The sequence below is a fragment of the Sphingomonas sp. LC-1 genome (assembly GCF_025371035.1).
GTDB lineage: Bacteria > Pseudomonadota > Alphaproteobacteria > Sphingomonadales > Sphingomonadaceae > Sphingomonas > Sphingomonas sanguinis_E.
In genome coordinates, this window is record NZ_JANZXB010000023.1 from 1 (window position 1) to 18,687 (window position 18,687).

General features: G+C 65.3%; 20 protein-coding genes and 1 pseudogene. 9 read left to right on the top strand and 12 right to left on the bottom strand.

Going from position 1 to position 18,687, the window contains the following annotated elements; all coding sequences use genetic code 11:
* Nucleotides 1–53: 53 nt before the first annotated feature.
* The 8 genes from NZL82_RS18975 to NZL82_RS19010 form a co-directional block, all read right to left on the bottom strand.
* Complete coding sequence (locus NZL82_RS18975) at nt 54–1,577, bottom strand: acetate--CoA ligase family protein (RefSeq protein WP_261271264.1); 1,524 nt, start codon at nt 1,575–1,577, stop codon at nt 54–56.
* Between the two features lie 147 nt (nt 1,578–1,724).
* Nucleotides 1,725–2,555: a p-hydroxycinnamoyl CoA hydratase/lyase gene (locus NZL82_RS18980; protein WP_261271265.1), complete on the bottom strand. Its 831-nt coding sequence runs from the start codon at nt 2,553–2,555 to the stop codon at nt 1,725–1,727.
* A 54-nt stretch (nt 2,556–2,609) separates the two neighbouring features.
* A complete protein-coding gene (locus tag NZL82_RS18985; RefSeq protein WP_261271266.1) occupies nt 2,610–4,022 on the bottom strand; it encodes an aldehyde dehydrogenase in 1,413 nt (470 codons plus the stop codon).
* A 53-nt stretch (nt 4,023–4,075) separates the two neighbouring features.
* A complete protein-coding gene (locus tag NZL82_RS18990) occupies nt 4,076–5,374 on the bottom strand; it encodes an MFS transporter (protein ID WP_261271267.1) in 1,299 nt (432 codons plus the stop codon).
* 7 nt (nt 5,375–5,381) lie between these two features.
* Nucleotides 5,382–5,690 carry a 2Fe-2S iron-sulfur cluster-binding protein gene (locus NZL82_RS18995; RefSeq protein WP_261271268.1) on the bottom strand — a complete coding sequence of 103 codons (309 nt, stop codon included), beginning with the start codon at nt 5,688–5,690 and terminating at the stop codon, nt 5,382–5,384.
* Nucleotides 5,690–6,913: an NAD(P)/FAD-dependent oxidoreductase gene (locus tag NZL82_RS19000; RefSeq protein ID WP_261271282.1), complete on the bottom strand. Its 1,224-nt coding sequence runs from the start codon at nt 6,911–6,913 to the stop codon at nt 5,690–5,692. Before NZL82_RS19000 ends, NZL82_RS18995 begins: the two co-directional genes overlap by 1 nt.
* A 2-nt stretch (nt 6,914–6,915) precedes the next feature.
* Complete coding sequence (locus NZL82_RS19005) at nt 6,916–7,992, bottom strand: aromatic ring-hydroxylating dioxygenase subunit alpha (protein WP_261271269.1); 1,077 nt, start codon at nt 7,990–7,992, stop codon at nt 6,916–6,918.
* Between the two features lie 16 nt (nt 7,993–8,008).
* Nucleotides 8,009–10,384, bottom strand: a complete 2,376-nt coding sequence (locus NZL82_RS19010) for a TonB-dependent receptor (RefSeq protein ID WP_261271270.1) — start codon at nt 10,382–10,384, stop codon at nt 8,009–8,011.
* Between the two features lie 283 nt (nt 10,385–10,667).
* On the opposite strand from NZL82_RS19010, the gene NZL82_RS19015 reads away from it, so the two are divergent.
* From NZL82_RS19015 to NZL82_RS19035, 5 genes are all read left to right on the top strand, one after another.
* Entirely contained in the window at nt 10,668–11,738 is a 1,071-nt protein-coding gene (locus NZL82_RS19015; protein WP_261271271.1) for an alpha/beta hydrolase, read from the top strand.
* Nucleotides 11,735–12,700, top strand: a complete 966-nt coding sequence (locus NZL82_RS19020) for an alpha/beta hydrolase (RefSeq protein ID WP_261271272.1) — start codon at nt 11,735–11,737, stop codon at nt 12,698–12,700. The genes NZL82_RS19015 and NZL82_RS19020 overlap by 4 nt, the downstream gene beginning before the upstream one ends.
* Before the next feature lie 51 nt (nt 12,701–12,751).
* The gene (locus NZL82_RS19025; RefSeq protein WP_261271273.1) at nt 12,752–13,288 is read left to right on the top strand and encodes a DUF3237 domain-containing protein; all 537 of its coding nucleotides are present in this window, start codon (nt 12,752–12,754) and stop codon (nt 13,286–13,288) included.
* Nucleotides 13,289–13,302: 14 nt separating this feature from the next.
* Nucleotides 13,303–15,030: a tannase/feruloyl esterase family alpha/beta hydrolase gene (locus tag NZL82_RS19030; RefSeq protein WP_261271274.1), complete on the top strand. Its 1,728-nt coding sequence runs from the start codon at nt 13,303–13,305 to the stop codon at nt 15,028–15,030.
* Nucleotides 15,031–15,345: 315 nt separating this feature from the next.
* A complete protein-coding gene (locus NZL82_RS19035) occupies nt 15,346–15,786 on the top strand; it encodes a hypothetical protein (protein WP_261271275.1) in 441 nt (146 codons plus the stop codon).
* 81 nt (nt 15,787–15,867) lie between these two features.
* Here NZL82_RS19035 and NZL82_RS19040 read toward each other — a convergent pair whose 3' ends face one another.
* Both NZL82_RS19040 and NZL82_RS19045 read right to left on the bottom strand, forming a co-directional pair.
* Nucleotides 15,868–16,365: a hypothetical protein gene (locus NZL82_RS19040; protein WP_261271276.1), complete on the bottom strand. Its 498-nt coding sequence runs from the start codon at nt 16,363–16,365 to the stop codon at nt 15,868–15,870.
* Entirely contained in the window at nt 16,349–16,969 is a 621-nt protein-coding gene (locus NZL82_RS19045) for a recombinase family protein (RefSeq protein ID WP_261271277.1), read from the bottom strand. Before NZL82_RS19045 ends, NZL82_RS19040 begins: the two co-directional genes overlap by 17 nt.
* Before the next feature lie 234 nt (nt 16,970–17,203).
* On the opposite strand from NZL82_RS19045, the gene NZL82_RS19050 reads away from it, so the two are divergent.
* From NZL82_RS19050 to NZL82_RS19060, 3 genes and pseudogenes are all read left to right on the top strand, one after another.
* Entirely contained in the window at nt 17,204–17,494 is a 291-nt protein-coding gene (locus NZL82_RS19050; RefSeq protein WP_261271278.1) for an AbrB/MazE/SpoVT family DNA-binding domain-containing protein, read from the top strand.
* Nucleotides 17,494–17,880 (top strand): type II toxin-antitoxin system VapC family toxin, encoded by a 387-nt coding sequence (locus NZL82_RS19055; RefSeq protein ID WP_261271279.1) that lies wholly within the window; start codon nt 17,494–17,496, stop codon nt 17,878–17,880. Before NZL82_RS19050 ends, NZL82_RS19055 begins: the two co-directional genes overlap by 1 nt.
* Nucleotides 17,864–17,980: pseudogene (locus tag NZL82_RS19060) on the top strand (integrase catalytic subunit); the annotation flags it as partial. The gene NZL82_RS19055 and the pseudogene NZL82_RS19060, both read left to right, overlap by 17 nt.
* A gap of 31 nt (nt 17,981–18,011) precedes the next feature.
* On the opposite strand, the gene NZL82_RS19065 reads toward NZL82_RS19060, so the two are convergent.
* Nucleotides 18,012–18,173 carry a hypothetical protein gene (locus NZL82_RS19065; protein WP_261271280.1) on the bottom strand — a complete coding sequence of 54 codons (162 nt, stop codon included), beginning with the start codon at nt 18,171–18,173 and terminating at the stop codon, nt 18,012–18,014.
* 268 nt (nt 18,174–18,441) lie between these two features.
* Here NZL82_RS19065 and NZL82_RS19070 point away from each other — a divergent pair, with 268 nt between their 5' ends.
* Nucleotides 18,442–18,606 (top strand): TMEM175 family protein, encoded by a 165-nt coding sequence (locus tag NZL82_RS19070; RefSeq protein ID WP_261271281.1) that lies wholly within the window; start codon nt 18,442–18,444, stop codon nt 18,604–18,606.
* Here the strand turns inward: NZL82_RS19070 and NZL82_RS19075 are convergent.
* Nucleotides 18,595–18,687: integrase catalytic subunit (locus NZL82_RS19075; RefSeq protein ID WP_261270801.1), on the bottom strand; the 93-nt coding region annotated here is incomplete at its 5' end. The two genes, NZL82_RS19070 and NZL82_RS19075, sit on opposite strands and share 12 nt — an antisense overlap.

Genomic DNA, 18,687 nt, shown 5'->3' on the forward strand with positions numbered 1-18,687 from the left:
CATAACGCCGCTCCCTTATCGGAGCGGAACGTCGTTCCTCGCATGGGCGATCGTCAACAACAACCAGCCCGTTCCCGACGTGTTCTCCAAGATGACCAAAATCGCAGCTTCGGGCCGACTGGGCCATATTCGGGAATGACACCCGCCGGCAGGTCGAGCGTGACCGGATCGACGGTAGCTTTGCCCAGGTCGAGCGCCGCGGCGCGAGTCAGATGGCGCAGCGCCCGAAACGCGCGGTCGGCGGAGGGGAAATAGGGAACGCCGACCGCGCGCAGTCCGGCGATATGGTCGGCCGGCACCTCGGCCCCGTCGTCGATGCCGGCGAAGATCACCGGCTTCTGTGGTGCAAGCGCGGTGATCGCATCGATGATCGGCGGGAATTTGCGTGCGGCGGTCGCAGGATCGGTCTGGATGATGCCGAACACAAATGCGGCATAGGCATCGTCAGCGAGCAGCGGGATCATCGTGCGGCGATACAGGTCGGGATCGACCAGCGCCTGCGCGGTCAGGTCCATCGGGTTCGACACCGGGATAAAATCGGGCAGCACCGCGTGCATCCGGTCGGCGGTCGCGCCGGCCATGTCCGGCAGGTCCAGCCCGATCCGCTCGGCAAGGTCGAGGACCAGCGCCTTGAACGCGCCGCTCTCGGTGAGGACAGCGGTGCCGCCCGCGCGCACCGGGCGGGCGCGCACCGCGATGTCGATAACGTCGCCCAGCGCTTCGAGGCTGTCGACCAGGACGATGCCCGTGCGTTCGACCTTGGTCCGCATGAGGTGCCAGTCGCCCGCCATCGCGCCGGTATGAGTGGCGGCGCTGTCGCGCGCGGCGCTCGACGTTCCCGGATGGAGCAGGACGATGCGCTTGCCCGCCGCCTGCGCGCGTTCAGCCAGTGCCAGGAAGCGGGCGGGCTTGCGAAACTGCTCGACGATCATCGCGATGGCATGGGTGGCGGGGTCGTCGATCAGGTGGCCGACATAGTCCTCGACGCCCGACGCGGCCTCGTTCCCGGTCGACACCGACACGGTGATCCCCAGCCCCTTAGCCATCAGCGTCGTGCCCAGTACGACCGCCATTGCCCCCGACTGACTGACGATGCCGACCCCCTGCTTGCCCGTAAGGTCGAGCACTGGTGCCTCGACGAAGGTCAGCGGCACCCCGGCGGCGTAATTGACCATGCCGAGACAATTGGGGCCTTCGACGATCATGCCGCTCTCCGCCGCGATCCGCGCGACCTCAGCCTGCGCGGCCAGTCCCGCTTCTCCGCCCTCGGCGAACCCGGCCGAAAAGACGATTGCCGCGCCGACGCCACGCGCCGCCAACGTCTGTACCGCGTCAAGCACCGCCGGGCCGGGGATCGCCAGCACCGCCGCATCGACACCGTCGGGCAGGTCGGCAATCGCCTTCAGGCACGAGCGCCCATCGATCGTCTCACGCTTCGGGTTGATGAGGTGAATGTCACCGGCATAGCCGTGCCGTTCGAGATTGCGCAGCACCGCATTGCCGAGCGCGCCGGGCGTGGGCGACGCGCCGACGATCGCGACCGAGCGGGGAGTAAGCAGACGGGAAAGGTCGGGCATGGTTCGATCCCCTTATCCTCCCCGGAAAGGGGGAGGTGGCGGCGCCAAATGCTGATCGAGGGGGTCGTCCGCATGCGGTATCGCGTGGACAGCCCCCTCCACCATGCTGCGCATGGTCCCCCTCCCCGTGCCGGGGAGGATTCAAGGTCAGGCACGGTCCTTGTCATAGGCGCCGAGGCCGGGCTTGTAGCTCTTCTCGTCGATGAACTGGCGGATGCCTTCCTTGCGGCCGTCATTGTCGTAGGAATTGGCGGCTTCCTGCGCGCGGACCAGATAGTCCTCGGCATCATCATAGCTCATCACGCCGACCCGCTTCATCGCGTCCTTGGTAGCCTTCAGTGCCACCGGGTTCTTGGCGAGCAGCACCTTGGCGACTTCGGTCACGCGGTCCTTCAGCACCGCCAGCGGCAGCGCCTCGTTGACCAGCCCCCATTCGGCGGCGGTCCGGCCATCGATATTCTCCCCCATCATCGCATGGTACATGGCCTTGCGGAACGGCATCAGTTCCTGCGCCACCTTGGTCGCGCCGCCGCCGGGCAGGATGCCCCAGTTGATCTCCGACAGGCCGAACTTCGCCTCTTCGGCGGCAAAGGCGAGGTCGCAGGCGAACAGCGGGCCATAGCCACCGCCGAAGCACCAGCCATTGACCATCGCGATCGTCGGCTTCTGATACCAGCGCAGCCGCCGCCACCAGCCATAGCTCTCGCGCTGGGCCTTGCGCGTGCCGGCCAGGCCCAGCGCTTCGGTTTCGCGGAAATATTCCTTCAGATCCATGCCGGCGGTCCATGCCGACCCCTCACCCGACAACACCAGCACGCCGACATCGTCGCGAAATTCGAGCGCCTCGAGCACTTCCATCATGTCGCGGTTGAGCGTCGGGCTCATCGCATTGCGCTTGTCGGGGCGGTTGAAGCGCACCCACGCGATCCCGTCCGCGACGTCATAGGCGACGACGCCGTTGCTGCTCGTTTCGGTCATTCGGTACTTCCTTGGTCGGGCGTCCGGGCGACGCTGCTGTTCGGATCGGGTGGTTCAGATCGGATAGTGGCCGGGCTGGGTCTCGATCGTGACCCAGCGCAGTTCGGTGAAGGCGTCGATGCCCGCCCTGCCCCCGAACCGGCCATAGCCCGACGCCTTGACCCCGCCGAACGGCATCTGCGCCTCGTCATGCACGGTCGGTCCGTTGACGTGGCAAATGCCCGACTGAATACGACGCGCAACGCGCAGGCCGCGTGCGGTGTCGCGGGTGAAGACCGAGGTGGACAGGCCGTATTCGGTGTCGTTGGCGAGGTCGATGGCATGGGCTTCGTCCCGGGCACGGGTGACGCCGACGACGGGACCGAAGCTCTCGTCGCGGAACAGCTTCATGTCGGGGGTAACCCGGTCGATGACATGCGCAGGCATCAACACCCCGTCGGCCGTACCGCCACTGACCTGCACCGCGCCGGCGGCGACCGCGTCGTCGATCAGCGACCGTACATGGTCGACGGTCTTGCGATCGACGACCGCGCCGAGCGGCGTCTTGCCCTCGCGCGGATCGCCGACCGCCATCGTTCCGACCTTTGCCGCGAATTTCTCGACAAAGGCATCGGCGACGGCATCGATTACGATGATCCGTTCGGTCGACATGCAGATCTGTCCCTGGTTCATGAACGCACCGAAGGCGGCCGCCTTCACCGCTTCGTCGAGATCGGCGTCGTCGAGGACGATCAGCGGCGCCTTTCCACCGAGTTCCAGCAGGACGGGCTTGAGATGCTCGGCCGCCCGTTTCGCGATGATGCGGCCGACATGGGTCGATCCGGTGAAATTGATGCGGCGGACCTGCGGGTGGTCGATCAGCGCGCCGACGATCTCGGCTGCGTCCTGTGGAGCGTTGGTCACGATCGCGACGGCACCGGCCGGCAGGGCGTCGGCAAAGGCTTCGGCGATCAGGCTGTGGGTGCGCGGGCATTGCTCGCTGGCTTTCAGGACAACCGTGTTGCCACAGGCGAGCGGGACGGCGATGGCCCGGACGCCGAGAATGATCGGGGCGTTCCAGGGGGCAATGCCCAGCATGACGCCGACCGGTTCGCGCAGCGCCATGGCGATGCAGCCGGGTTTGTCGGAGGGGATGACCTCGCCGCCGATCTGGGTGGTAAGCGCGGCGGCTTCACGGACCATCGAGACGGCCAGCATCAGATTGAATCGCGCCCAATTCTCGGTCGCGCCGATTTCATCCATCATGGCGTCGACGAACTGGTCGGCGCGAGCGGCGAGCGCATCGGCGGCCTTGGTCAGGGCGGCACGGCGGGCATTGGGGCCTAGCGCGGACCATGCCGGAAAGGCGGCGGCGGCGGCATCGGCAGCGGCGATCGCCTCTGCCGGGCCGAAGGCGGGGGCGGTGGTCGCGACGTCGCCGGTGACCGGGTTCAGGCGGGTGAAAGTTGGCGAAGTTGCCACGGACACGATGCCTCTCCTATTTGTTATATCTCATAGCTTAATTCACGAAAGACCGGTGGTCAACCGGCTTGTCGATGGCGCAGGCCCAGCAGCGCGATGGCGGCGACCAGCGAGCCGAGGCTCATCAGCACCGCAACGAATTGCAGGCCGTAGCCGATGTTAAACAGCAGCCCGGCCAGCGCCGGTGCCAGCGCCGATCCGCCGCGCCCGACGCCGATGACGAAGCCGGTCGCCGAGGCGCGCACCCCGGTCGGAAAGCTGCGCGCGATCAGCGCGTAAAGGCCGACGACCCCGGCATTGGTGGCGAAGCCGGCAGCGGCGGCGACGACCGACAGCGTCGCCAGATCGCTCTGCGTCCGGCCGAACACGATCACCAGCGCGGTCGAGAGCAGCATCGCGGCGATGGTCAGGCCGAGCAACCGCACTCGCCCGGTCAGCAGCCCGAGGATCAGCGAGCCGGTCGCCCCACCGATACTGGCCCAGACCAGCACCCCCGCCGCCTGCGGCGCGGGAAAACCCATTTCGACCACGATCTTCGGAATCCATTTCAGGATGAAATAAAAGGTCATGATATGCGCGAGATAGGCGAGCGTCAGCAGCAGCGTCGTGCGCAGCAGGCCCGGCGCGAACAGCGCCATGACCGGCACCTTCGCCACGCGTGCCTCGGCCGGAGGAAGCGTGTCGACCGGAGGATGGCCCATGCGTGCGAGTGTGGCGTTGATCCGCGCCAGCGCATCGGGTGGACGGCGGTGCATCAGGAACGCAACGGATTCGGGCGCGCGCCACAGCACCAGCGGCACGAATGCCACGCTGCAGAGAGCGCCGAACACGAACACCGCGCGCCAGTCATACCAGCCAAGCAGGAGCGCCGATACCGAACCGCCGATGATGGTACCGACCGGATAGCCCGCCGCCATCAGCACCACCGCCAGTGATCGGTGCCGGGCATTAGCTGCTTCCGCCACGGCCGCATTGGTGGCGGCCAACATGCCGCCGATGCCCAGACCGGTCAGCACCCGCCACGAACATAGTTGCGCAATCCCGCCCGAGCTTGCCGCGCCGAGCATCCCGACCGTCATGACGCCGAGACAGGCGAGTATGGTCGCGCGCCGGCCGATCCGGTCGGCCACGCCGCCCAGCAGCAGCGATCCGATCGCCATGCCGATCAGCTCCATCGACAACACGATGCCGAGCGCCGCGCGATCGATCCCCCAATCGGCGGCAATGCCGGGCGAGGCGAAGCTGATCGAGAGGACGTCGAACCCATCGAGCGCGTTCAGCCCGACCATCGTCGCGACGATACCCCATTGGAACCGCGACATTTTCGCGTTGTCGAGGATGGTGCGGGGATCGGACATCGCGGGCTTAATCCTCAGGCGCGATGGTGAGGCGCAGGCCGTCCAGCGGCGGAAGTTGACACGACAGGCGCGAAGTGGCGGTGCGATGCTCTGATATATCGAGCAGATCGTCCTCGTCGGCGCTCATCGGCGGCAGGCTATCCATCTGCGTTTCATCGACAAAGACGTGGCAGGTCGCGCACGAGCAACAACCGCCGCACGATGCCAGCATCTCGTCAATGCCGGCGTCACGGATCGCTACCATGACGCTGGCGTCGGGATCGGCGGCGATGCTGCGGGTCTCGCCGCTGCGGGTGGTGACGGTCAGGGTCGGCATCATGCCAGTTCCTTCAAAGGAGTAGCCGCATCGGCCAGCGCATCGCGCGGTGGAATGGCGGCACGTTCGACCAGCTTGCGACCCTGCACATAGTCCCTGGTCGCGTTGACGCAGTCGAGGGCGATCACCCGGCCGGCGCGCAGATACACGATCGAAAAGGATCGCTGCGCCATGTCGCCGCGTACGACGAGGTCGTCATACCCAATGGACAGACCGACCGTGTGCAGCCGCAGGTCGTACTGGTTCGACCAGAACCACGGCACCGCCGCATAGGGCGGTGCGATACCATCGGCGATCTGCATGGCGACGGTCATCGCCTGATCATTGGCGTTCTGCACGCTTTCGACGCGGAGACGCACACCGTCGGCATAGGCATTGGGATGGGCGGCGCAGTCACCGATCGCATAGATGTCGGCGAGCGAGGTGCGGCATCGGTCGTCGACATCGACACCGTTGCCGCCGGCCGCCCCCGCCGCCAGCAGCGGTTCGACGGCGGGCACGATCCCGATGCCGACGATCACCATGTCGCAGGCGAAGGCCGCGCCATCGGCGGTGCGTACCGACAGGCCGCCATCGGCCGGCTCGATACAATCGACGCTGACGTTCAGCCGCAGATCGACCCCGGCGGCACGGTGTTCGGCTTCGTAGAAGGCGGAGAGCGGCGCACCGCCGACGCGGGCGAGCAACCGGTCCTGCGCCTCCAGCAGCGTTACCTGCTTGCCGGCCTTGATCAGGACCGCCGCCGCCTCCAGCCCGATATAGCCGCCGCCGATGATGCAGACGTGGCGGACCGCGCCCAGTGCGGCCATGATCGCATCGGCATCGGCGCGGGTACGCACGGCATGGACGCCGGGCAGGTCGTGGCCGCTGCACGTCAGCCGCCGCGGTGCGCCGCCGGTTGCCCAGATCAGCACGCCATAGCCGATGGTCGCGCCGTCGGCCGTTTCGACCAGATGCGCATCGGCGTCGACGCGGACCACGCACCGCCCGAGCAGCAGATCGATTTCGCGTTCGTCCCAGAAGGCGGGCGGGCGGATGAGGATGCGGTCGAACGGCTTGTCTCGCGCAAGATAATCCTTCGACAGCGGCGGGCGTTCGTAAGGGGGGTGGGGTTCGTCGCCGAGGATCGCGATGGTCCCGGCGAAATTGCGCTGGCGCAGCGCGATCGCCGCCTGCGCGCCGCCATGACCACCACCGACGATCAGCACGTCATAGCGCGGCAGCGTCACGCGGTCGCGGCCGCTTCACGGGCGATGGCGCGGTCGATCATCAGGCGCGAGCGGACCCCGCCGGCATCGATGTTGAGCTTCAACAGCTTGCGATCGGGATAGCGCGACAGATTGGCCTGTTGCCGCTCCAGCATCTCCAAATCCTCGGAGAAGATCTTGCCCTGCCCTTCGCGGATCGTGTCGGTCAGCGCGGCATCGCCGACCGCGAATTGCCGGGCCATGCCCCAGAAATACCAGTGCGAGGTCTCGGTCTCCGGCGTGATGAAGTCGACGACGATGCTCGACGCCTTTCGGGCCGGATCGGCATGATAGCCCCCCTCCCCCGCCAGCGCGACGCCGACCTCGATCATCACATGGCTGGGCAACGAGAAGCGGCAGACCTGCCAGCGGTCGACCAGCGCATCCTCGGGCAGGCCCGCGCCGCGCAGCGCCATCCGCCAGAAGGGCGGTGCGGTGATATTCTCCATGTGGCGGCTGGTGACGACCTCGTCCCCCGTCGCCTCGGTCCTGACCGGGGCTTCGTCGATCTCCTTCTGGCCGATGCTGCTGGCATGGACATAGGTTTCGTGGGTCAGGTCCATCAGATTGTCGATCATCAACCGGTAATCGCAACCAATATGGAACAGCCCGCCGCCATAGGCCCAGTCGGGGCTTTCGGCCCAGGGGAGCGGGTGCAGCTTGTCGGCGCTGGCGCGGTCCGGATCGCCGGGCCAGACCCAGATGAAGCCATAGCGTTCGATGACGGGGAAGGCGCGGGCCGAGGGAAACTTGCCGACCTGCTGCCCCGGCATGTTGTCGGGCCGTCCATGGCAGTCGACGGCGAGGCCGTGATAGCCGCACACCAGCGTATCGCCGCGCACGAAGCCGAGCGAGAGCGGCGCGCCGCGATGGGGACAGAAATCCTCCAGCGCGACGACACCACCGCTTGCGGGGCGGAAGAACACCATGCGTTGCCCGGTGATCTGGCGGGCGAGCGGCTTGTCGCCGACCTCGTCGGCGCTGGCCGCAACATACCAGGCATCGAGCGGCCAGGTGGCGCGTGGCGGCGCGGCAGCTTGCGTTGCTATCGTCATCTCACTCTCCTGCCGATCAGCGTAGATTCATGCCGAGCCGGATGCCATAGGTGCGCGGCGGATCGTAATTCGCCGTCGTCGAACTCCACACCGTCACCAGCGTATTAGCGACGCGGCTATCCTCGACATTGTTGACGAAGGCGGTGATCGAATAGCGATCGTTGGCATCCTCGAACCGCAGGTTCAGGTCGGTCTTGGTATAGGCGTCGCGCAGGCTCTGTGTGTAATTCTGCACGTCGCTATAGGTGCGCGACTGGGCGTAGAAATCGACGCTGGGGATCAGCCGCCCGCCGCCGCCGAGATCGAAGGTATGGGCGTAGCTGAACCGGCCGCTCCATTCGGGCGCGTTGGCGAGGCGGTTGCCCGACGCATCGATGCTCAGGCTGGAGGGCAGCGGGCGGAAGCCGAATGCCGGCGCGAACGCGTTGTAGTTGCCGCTGCCCGAATTGAGATTGTCCGACGCGGTCGGGAAGGATTTGATGCGCGCGTCGAGGTACGAGACATAGCCGCTGATCCGGTCGCGCGGCGTCGGGCGCAGGCTGGCCTCCACCTCGACGCCACGCAGCCGGGCGGTGGCGGCGTTGGTGGTGACGGCCGAAACCTGGTTGGTCAGCGGGTTGAGCACGATGCTCGATACCTGCAGATCCTTGTACTCCATATTGAACCCGGTGGCGCTCAAATACAGCTTGCCGTTCAGCAGCGTGGTGCGGACGCCCGCTTCGTAATTGGTCACGGTTTCCGGGCGATACTGGCGATATTGCGGGGCGTTGCCGCTGGCCTCCAGACCGCCGCCGCGAAAGCCGGTGCTGACCGTGGCATAGACGAGCGTGGTCGGACTGACCTCGTAATTCGCGCCGACCTTCCAGCTGATATTGTCGAACTTCGCTTCCGGGCGGTTCGTGTCGTTCGACAGCGCGAAGACGAACGGGATGCTGGGACAGGTGGTCGGCGTGATGTTCTGCCGGGTGATGGTGTCGCCGGGGCAGACCAGTTCGATGTTGCGGGCGTTGACCTGTTCCCAGGTCGAACGGATGCCACCGATGAGTTTCAGGCCGGGCAGGATTTCGAGCGTGCCCTGACCGAACACGGCCTGCGACTTCGTCCCTTGCCCGCGATAGCTGGTGACGACGTCGACGCCGCTGATCGTCGAGATGCCGGTGCCGGTGCCGGCGATCTTGGCGCCGATCAGGTTGTAGACGGTGTTGAACGGTGCGGGCGCGGTGTCGCCGGCATGGAGCAGGCGGGTGCCCGATGGCTGGCGGTCCTGATACAGGAAGCCGCCGAGCACGAGGTTCAGTATGCCACGGTCATAGTTGACGTCGACTTCGTGCGACCAGCTTTCCGTACGGCGGTCGATCGATTCCTGGGTGAACACGCCGGTCGCGGCGTCGATACCGTCATTCTTGAGCAGCGTGTATCCCGACAGATAGGTGAGCGAGAGACCGTCCGCCGCCTGCCACACCAGCCGCGAGCGGGCGGAATAATATTCGAGATCCAGGCGATTGTCGCGGACCTGCGCCTGCCCGACGTTCAGCGCGTCGGTCTCGATCACCTCGCGCGGGCCGAAGGTGCCGGCCGCCAGATTGCCCTGCGGATAATAGTTGATGCTCGTCAGGTAGCTGGCGGGGATGGTGCCCTGATTGCGGCCATAGTTGAGCGACAGCCGCCACGTCACCGGGCCGACGTCGAGCAGCGAGGTTACGCGCAACCCCGACTGGTCGGTCTTTCCATAGCCGTGCCGCGCCCCGTAATGGTCGTCGACCCCGTCATCGACCTGGCGATAGGCAGCGAAGCGCAGGCGCCATGCGTCGCTGACCGGCAGATCGACGGCGGCACGCGCGCGGACTTCGTTGAAGCGGCCGATTTGCAGGTCGGCGGTCACGCCGCGCGTCGATCGCGGATCGGCGGTGTTGATGTTGACGACGCCAGCGGTCGCGTTGCGCCCATAGACGGTGCCCTGCGGCCCGCGCAGCACCTCCACCGCGCCCAGATCGTAGAGGCCGAACGACAGCGCCTGTGCCGACGGTTCGTAGATGCCGTCGATCTGCGTCGCGACCGTCGAATAGCCGCTGAAGCTGTTGTTGCTGCCGATGCCGCGCACCGCAAAGCCGTTGGCGCTCAGTTGCAGGTTCGGCACGGTGGTCGCCAGCGACGACGCCGAGTCGACGCCCTGCCGGGTCAGCGAATCCTGCGAGACGACGCTGATCGCGATCGGTGCGCGCGACAGGCGTTCGGACGTCTTCTGTCCGGTGACGACGATATCGCCGACCGCACTGTCGTCGGTGACCGCCGTCGCGGTCGCGGGTGCATCGGTCGACTGGTCCTGTGCCCTTGCGGAAGTCGCAACGGGCAACAGCGCGGTCCCAGCCAGCAGCAACGTCAAGTTACGCATGCGTATCCTCCCCAATATCCGTCGTTCGGCGATCGAGGGGATGGCGGGCGGGCAGGCGCGCGGACGGATCGTCCGCCGACGACCTGCCAAGGGCTTTCCCGGCATGAAACCTCTCCTCGGTTGGTATGCTCCAACTGCGATGACACATAACAATAACTGCAATCGGTTGTAAATCCGGTTGTGATTTTTTTTATTGGTGGAAGCTATTGAGCATAGCCAATCCGGCGACCTACAACGGGCGAACGACAGCGCGCGGCAAGCGCCGAACAGGAGGAGGACGAGGATGCTCGGACGGCGGGACATGATGCGCACCGCGGCGATCGGCGGAGTGGCGCTGGCGATACCGATCGGGGGACGGACCGAACAGCCGGCCACGGGCCGCAGGACCGCGCTGCCCGATCCGTTACAGGCGGTCGCGCCCGAACTGCGCCCCGCCGCACAGGGCATCCAGGCGATGGTCGCGGCGATGCCGCCGATCGCAAAATCCTATACGACGATGCGTGCGGGGCCGCAGCCGCCGCCGCGTACCGACATTCCCTATGCCGAGCAACGCATTCCGGGTGCCGCCGGACAGCCGCCGGTAACCGTCTATGTCATCAACACCCGCGCCGGTGCCAAGCGACCGGCGATCCTGCACACCCATGGCGGCGGCTATATTGTCGGCTCGGCCAAGGGCTCGATCCTGCAATGCCAGGATTTGGCAAAGCAGCTCGACTGCGTCGTTGTTACCGTCGAATACCGGCTCGCGCCGGAGACGACCTATGCCGGATCGGTCGCGGACAATCATGCCGCGCTTGTCTGGTTGCACGCCAATGCCGCCGGGCTGGGCGTCGATCCGGGCCGCATTGCGGTGATGGGCGAAAGCGCGGGCGGCGGGCACGCGGCGTTGCTGGCGCTGATGGCACGTGACCGGCGCAGCGTGCCGCTATGCGCGCAGGTGCTGATCTATCCGATGCTCGACGACCGTACCGGCAGCACGCGCGCCGTCCCGCCGTTCATCGGCCGGATCGGTTGGGATGTGCCCGCCAACATCTTTGGATGGCGATCCTTTCTCGGTCGTGCGCCGGGCGGGCGCGACGTGCCGGCGGCGGGCGTGCCCGCGCGCGTCGGCGACCTGTCGGGCCTGCCGCCGACCTTCATCGCCGTCGGATCGGTCGACCTCTTCGTCGACGAGGATATCGACTATGCCCGCCGCCTGATTTCCGCCGGGGTACCGGCCGAACTGGTCGTGACGCCGGGCGGCTTCCACGGATTCGATGCGGTCGCGCCCGAAACCGGGCTGTCGAAGCGCTTTACCGCGGCAAAGGTCGCCGCGCTGCGTCGGGCGTTCGGCGGTGACGGCGCGGCAGCATGATCGCCGCGCCGGTGGACGCGCAACGTCCGGAACCGCCCGCCGCCCTGCCCGCTGCTTGGGAAGCCGCCCCGTTCACGCCGCTATGGACCGGAACCCCGCCCGGCGGTGGTTTTCGGCCCGTCCCGGTTCCTGCCGACAGTCCGGCGACCTTTTTGCGCAACATCGACACACCGGGCCTGCGACTATTCCCTCCCCTGCGTCCGAACGGTGCGTCGGTACTGGTTCTACCCGGCGGGGGCTATGATTTCCTGTCGATCGGCAATGAAGGCGTCGATATCGCCGCGCGGCTGAACACGCTCGGCTACACCGTCCATGTCCTGCTCTACCGACTACCCGGTGAAGGCTGGGCCAACCGGTCGGACGTGCCATTGCAGGATGCGCAGCGCGGCATGCGCATGGTCCGCGCCGCCGCGACCCGCGACGGGCTGGATCCGGACAAGGTCGCGGTACTAGGCTTTTCGGCGGGCGGGCATCTGGCGGCGACGCTGGAAACCGACTTCGCGCAAACCGTCTACCCGCCCCGCGATGCGATCGATCGGATCGACGCGCGGCCCGATGCCGTGGGCCTGATTTATCCGGTGATCGCCGCCAGCGCGCCCTTTACCCATGCCCTGTCCGCCGAACGGTTGCTGGGGAACAAGCCCGATGCGGCGGCGGTCGCGCGCCGCTCGCCCGCCGAACATGTCACCGCGACCACCCCACCCACCTTCATCGTCCATGCTATGGACGATGCCTCGGTCGTCCCCGACAACAGCCTGGCGATGATCGCCGCGCTGCGCCGGGCCGGCCGCCCGGTAGAGGCACATTTCGGCAATGAAGGCGGCCACGGCTTCGGCGTCGGATCACCGAACCTGCCGATCGGACACTGGACCGAATGGTTCGACCGCTGGCTGCAGCGCGAATTTGCCGGGACCGACACCCCATCCGGATGCATTGCCAGCTTGCATTCGACGGACAACTAGATATGCTTCATAGCAATATCGCGGCGTAGACCGTAGCGGATGGAGGATGCGATGCCGGGAACGGACGTGGACGCAGGCGACGGCCTTACCCGTCGCGGAATGATCGGCCTGTCGGTCGCGCTTAGCGGCATGGTTGCCCTGCCCGACCTGGCACAGGCCGCACCCGAACGCCTGACCAGTATTGGGCTGACCTTTGCCTATGAAGCGATCGTGACCCTCGGCAAGACCGAGGAAGTCGGGGCGACACCGCTGGGCAAGCGGATCCGCATTCCGATCACCGGTGGTCGCTTTGCGGGTCCGCGTATCGCCGGCACGATCCTGCCCGAGGGGATGGACTGGCAACTCGTCCGGGACGACGGCACCACCGTGCTGGAAGCCAGCTATCTGATGCGCGAGCGCGACGGCACGCTGATTCACATCACCAATCGCGGGCTGGTGCGCGGCAACTATATCCGCACGACGCCGGTGTTCGAAGTGCCGCTTGGCAAGCATCAATGGCTGAACGAATCGATCTTTCTCGGCACGGTCGGCGCGGCCGATCCGGCGGACGGCGCGGCGGTGCGGATCACCGTGTATCAGGTGGCATGACGATGGAGACGACGATGCGGAGGCAATTGGCCGTGGCGACGATGCTCGCCGGATCGATGCTGGCCGGGTGCGCGACACCCGCCCCTCCCAACACGACGACAATCGGCGCTGCATCGCCACAGGGGTGCGCGGCACTGGCCATGGGCGGATGGGCCGATCCGACGCTGCGCATCCTGACCACCGACGCGCACCCCGCCGGCGTCACCCTCGATGCCGGGTTCGGCGCCAAGACCGCGCCGCTGCCCGCACATTGCGAGGTGTCCGGCATCCTGCACGAACGCACCGGACAGGACGGACAGAAATACGCGATCCGTTTCCGGATGCGCCTGCCCGACCAATGGAACAAACGTTTCCTGTTCCAGGGCGGCGGCGGCACCAACGGCGACATCGGCAACGCGGTCGGGCCGGTTGGGCCCGGCGCAACCGCATTGGCGCAGGGCTATGCCGTCATCAGTCAGGATTCGGGGCACTCGAACACGACCAATGCCGACCCGGCCCGCGGCGGCACGGTCTCGTTCGGCTTCGATGCGCAGGCGCGCGCCGACTACGGCCATGCCGCGCTGAAGGCGAGCTATGACACGGCACGCGCGATCCTGACGCGCTATTATCACAGCGATCCGGCGCACAGCTATTTCGCGGGATGTTCGAAGGGCGGACAGGAAGGCATGGCCTTTGCCCAGCGCTACCCGGACGCGTTCGACGGCATCCTCGCCGCCGCGCCGGGCTTCGCGCTGCCCAAGGCGGCGATCGCCGAGGCGTGGGACACGCAGACCTATGCGGCGCTGGTGCGGGCACCCGGTGAAACCAGTGTGCCGGTCGCGCGACTGGCGCAGGCATTTTCAACGAGCGACCTGCTGCTCGCCCGCGCGGCGGTGCTGGCGGCGTGCGACGCGAAGGACGGGCTGGCCGACGGACTGGTCGGGGCCTTCGCGCAGTGCACGACACCCGAAGTCGTGCGCGAACTGCGCGCGCGGCAATGCACGGCCGGCAAGAACCAAAGCTGCCTCGCGCCCGGACAGATCGACGCGCTGGTGCAGGGATTCGGCGGTCCGCGCGACAGTCGCGGTACGGCGCTCTATGCCAGCTTCCCCTGGGATGCCGGGCTGTCGGACGATGGCTGGCGCGTGTGGAAGCTGGGGCTGGCGCAGCCGGCAGTGCCCGCGATCAACGCGGCGATGGGCGCACCGGCGCTGGCGACGATCTTTTCCACGCCGCCGCGCGCGTTGGCAGCCGGGCCGCAGGCAGGGATGGATTACCAACTCGCCTATGACTTCGACCGCGATCCCGCCGCGATCCAGACGACCGCACCCGGATTTCCGCGATCGGCGTGGAACGACATCGCCGCGCGGTCGAGCGACCTGACGGAATTCCGCGCCCACGGCGGGCGGATGATCGTGCCGCATGGCGTGTCGGACCCGGTATTCTCGATCAACGACACGATCGCGTGGTTCAACGACGTCAATCGCCATAGTGCTGGGCAGGCAGCATCGTTCGTCCGCGTCTTCCCGGTGCCGGGCATGGCCCATTGCCAAGGTGGACCGGCGACCGATCAGTTCGATGCCTTCACCGCCCTGGTCCGGTGGGTCGAGCAGGGTACCGCGCCGGACCGGATCGAGGCGACGGCAGGGCCAGCGACGCCGTGGCCGGGTCGGACGCGCCCGCTATGCCCTTATCCGTTGGTCGCGCGGCCGGTGGCGGGAACAAGTGATACAGAGAAGTCTCTTGCCTTTAATTGCACTTAAGTTCGTGGCGACTCACAAGGACCTAGGCGTCCTTGCGGACAATGCATTGTGAACAAAAGGCGGTTTATACCATATTCCGCCGAACAGCCGTCATTGGCTTACTACAACGGGTAGTCGTCAAATACCTTGCTCCGCCGTCTTTTTGACTGTCGACTTCGTCACAACCGCTGCCCAATGCGGTCATTCCACCATGCATCACAGCGTGCGACCGCTTCCTGAGCCTGTTTTGCTTGGCCGCAACCGTTCGTCGCGGGAACGATTCGTGTCGACTCATAGGATTTGGCAGTCGGTGGGTGATACGGCACCCTCTAAGCCATGGAACAGCAGATTATTCATGCCTGCGGCCACGAGCAGGCGCATGTCATCTATGGCTTCGACTCTCAGGTCGCGCGCAAGGCACGCTGGTTACGGACAACGAAATGCAGAGCCTGTTTCGTCGCAGACAAAAAAGCCGAACAGGTCGACGCTGCGGCACGTGACAGTGCGATAATCGCACATCTCGATCTGACGCCACTGACTGGAAGCGAGCGGCAAGTGGCCTGGGCGGAGAATATTCGTATTAGCCGCTTGGCCTCTCTGGCCGTGACCTCGCACACAACCACCGAGGCCGACTGCGAACTTTGCCTGCGCATCTACGACGCGAAGTGGTGGATCGATCACCGGGACCTGCCGAACGCAGATCTCGTGGTTCAGGCGACCAGGCACCTGCAAATTGCTGGCATGCCGACAAATGGGCAGCAGTCCGAAGCGGCATGATCAGGGCCCCAGAGCGTACCTACTCGATAGCACGAACCTGCCAGCATAACACCTGAACTCCAACGCAGCGCGCTGCTCAGCTCAGACCTGAAAGTAAAGTAGCCGTGGATCATCGAGCATGCTGGCTGGCGTCGGAGTAATCCAATCGGCACCATGTTCGGGATAAGGGCCGTAGAACAGGTCGCCCAACGCTCGGCGGAAATGGGCGTTCATCCACCGGCGTCTCCGATGCTCGGGCGCATCATGAATCATGTGGCATCGTTGGCAAAGCGCAGCCAGTTTTTCAAAGCGACTGTCGCTTGGATCGTGATGCAGATGGGCGCACGCCAAAACCACCGATGTCCACTTGCCAACGTGCAGAATATCGTTGGTCGGTCGACGAACTCGCCTGCCCTGCCCGTTCCTCCAATACCGGCGTTCCGCATCCCACCACCGTCCGTCGCCCATGTGGAAGACGCGCTTCAGATGCCCCCGTCCGCAATGCTCACAGCAGCCTTTGGCACGGACAAACCGAACGAAGTCGGAGATATACCGCCAATCGATCGGGTATAGAAAGACATGCTCAGGACGGATCGGCATCGGTAGCAGCGCTATGCAGTAGAGCGGATTCCGATGGCAAGGCACCGTTTGGCCCGAGAGATGCTGCAGGCAGGAAGCGATAAACCGTCCCTCGCGAGATTCCCAGTTCGCGGGCGATGTGCGCCGGGCGCATCCCCTGCGCCGCGCGCATGCGCACCGCCTCCGGATCGATACGCGGTTTGCCGCCTTTGTAGACGCCGCGCGCCTTAGCAGCCGCGATCCCCTCCGCCTGCCGCTCCTTACGCAGGTTCGTCTCGAACTCCGCAAAGACGCCGAGCATATCGAGGAACGCTTTGCCGGCGGCAGTGCGGGTATCGATCGGCTGCTCGGTCGCCTTCAGCGCTACCCCCCTGCCCTTCAACTCGTGGACGATGTCTTGAAGGTCCTTCATCGACCGTGCGAGACGGTCGATCCGCGTGACGACCAGCGTGTCGCCTTCGCGCAGGAAATCGAGCAGGACTTGTAACTCGGTTCGCGCTTCACGGCCCGAGCCGGACTTTTTCTCCGACCGGATCGTCTGACAACCCGCTGCCCGTAACGCAGCCACTTGGATGCCAAGATCCTGATCCGTCGTAGAAACACGGGCATATCCAAAAAGCGCCATCGAACCCTCATTCTGTTCGAACAGCTTCTAGACCCAACGGCGCACCTGTTCAATATCTCTGCGGACCACCCTAATAAGACGCAACCAACGTTTTATACCGACCGTACGATACGGGTATACCCATATTACCATACTCATGGTGACATATGGTTAGGCTTTTCACTGAAGCCTAGTTGTGCCACAAACCATTTTCTGCCATATTGCGGGCACATACAAGCTGATAGGGCAAGGCGAATGGCCTCTCAATCCATAGATATCAACGTTGCCGGTAATGGCCGAATGGTTCTGCCAGCCTCCGTTCGTAAAGCAATGGGCTTACATGGAGATACAAAGGTTATCCTAACGGTTGAGGACGATCAGGTGCGATTGTCACCGATCGGGCATGGCGTATCTCGCGCGCAGGCACTCTACCGCGAACATGCCAAGCATGCGCGCACGACCGACGACTTCCTCGAGGACCGGAAAGCGGAAGCTGCCGCTGACCACGGTGAGGACACGTCCGCCGCACCGGATCGAGACGCATAATGGCATCCGTCGTTCTCGACGCATCTGCAGTGTTGGCGCTGGTCCGCGATGAACCCGGCGCCGACAAGGTCGCTCCCTATATCGGGCGTGCAGCGATTTCGGCAGTCAACCTCCAAGAGGTGATCAAGGAGCTACTGCTTAGTGGCCTCGACGAGCCGACTACTCGCGAACTGCTCGACGAGCTTCGACTAGATGTTCGCGCCCACGATACCGAAGCCGCCTATGCCGCCGCTGCTCTGCATGCTCAAACGCAACAGTATGGCCGCGGACTGGGTGACCGATCATGTCTCGCGCTCGCCGCGCAGCTTGGGGTCCCTGCCCTCACCGCCGATCGTGAGTGGAAAAAGGTGAAGGTGAAAAACTTGAAGCTCGAGCATATCCGTTAGGCCACCCGCATCACAAGCGGCGACGCCGCCATTACCCGCCTCCGGTTTCGCTGCGCTCCACCTACGCCCGGCAATGGCGGCGGAGACGACAATGCACTAACTATCAAGCCGGATCACCCGGTGGGGGCTGCTCACGCGCCTCTATCACTTGGAAACTGCTTGCGTGAGGCCATGGCAAAGCTGACGGCAACGGCAACGCTAACCGCGATTCCCAGACTTAAATTGCCCATGGCGGCACCGAGGGCCGAACCGAGCGCGACACTCAATGCGAAGGCGACAATCGGTCGGCTCATGCTTTCAATCTCACGCTTATGTCTCGCTTTGACTTGGCATGGCCTCGCCAAGGCACTCTCTTAAAGCAGGCGTTCGCTTTCTCAAATGGGAACGGCCAGCGAGACGGCCGGCACCGTCTCGCAAGGATCGAATAACGGGAGAGCGGAGGGCTTCTCACAACTCGCCCGCCAATAGTGATGCGAGAAGGGCGCTTCTCTCGCTGTCGTCACAATCTTAGCCTTGCCTCTCTGAAGGCAGGCGGTGAAGATGCCGGATCGGGGGGTAATGATGACAAATGATCGCGAACACGCGAAGCTCGAACGGCTGACCTTCTTTTCGGACGCAGTGTTCGCCATCGCCATGACGCTGCTGGTGATCGAGGTCCGCCTGCCCGATCTGCACGCAGCTGATCTGCCCCCACCGAGTGGACCGATTGGTTTGTTAGTGCATTAAGCTCATCGCCGCCATATCCGGACGGAGGTGGAGCGAAGCGGAACCGGAGGCCGGATATGGCGGTGTCGCCGTTTCTGGTGC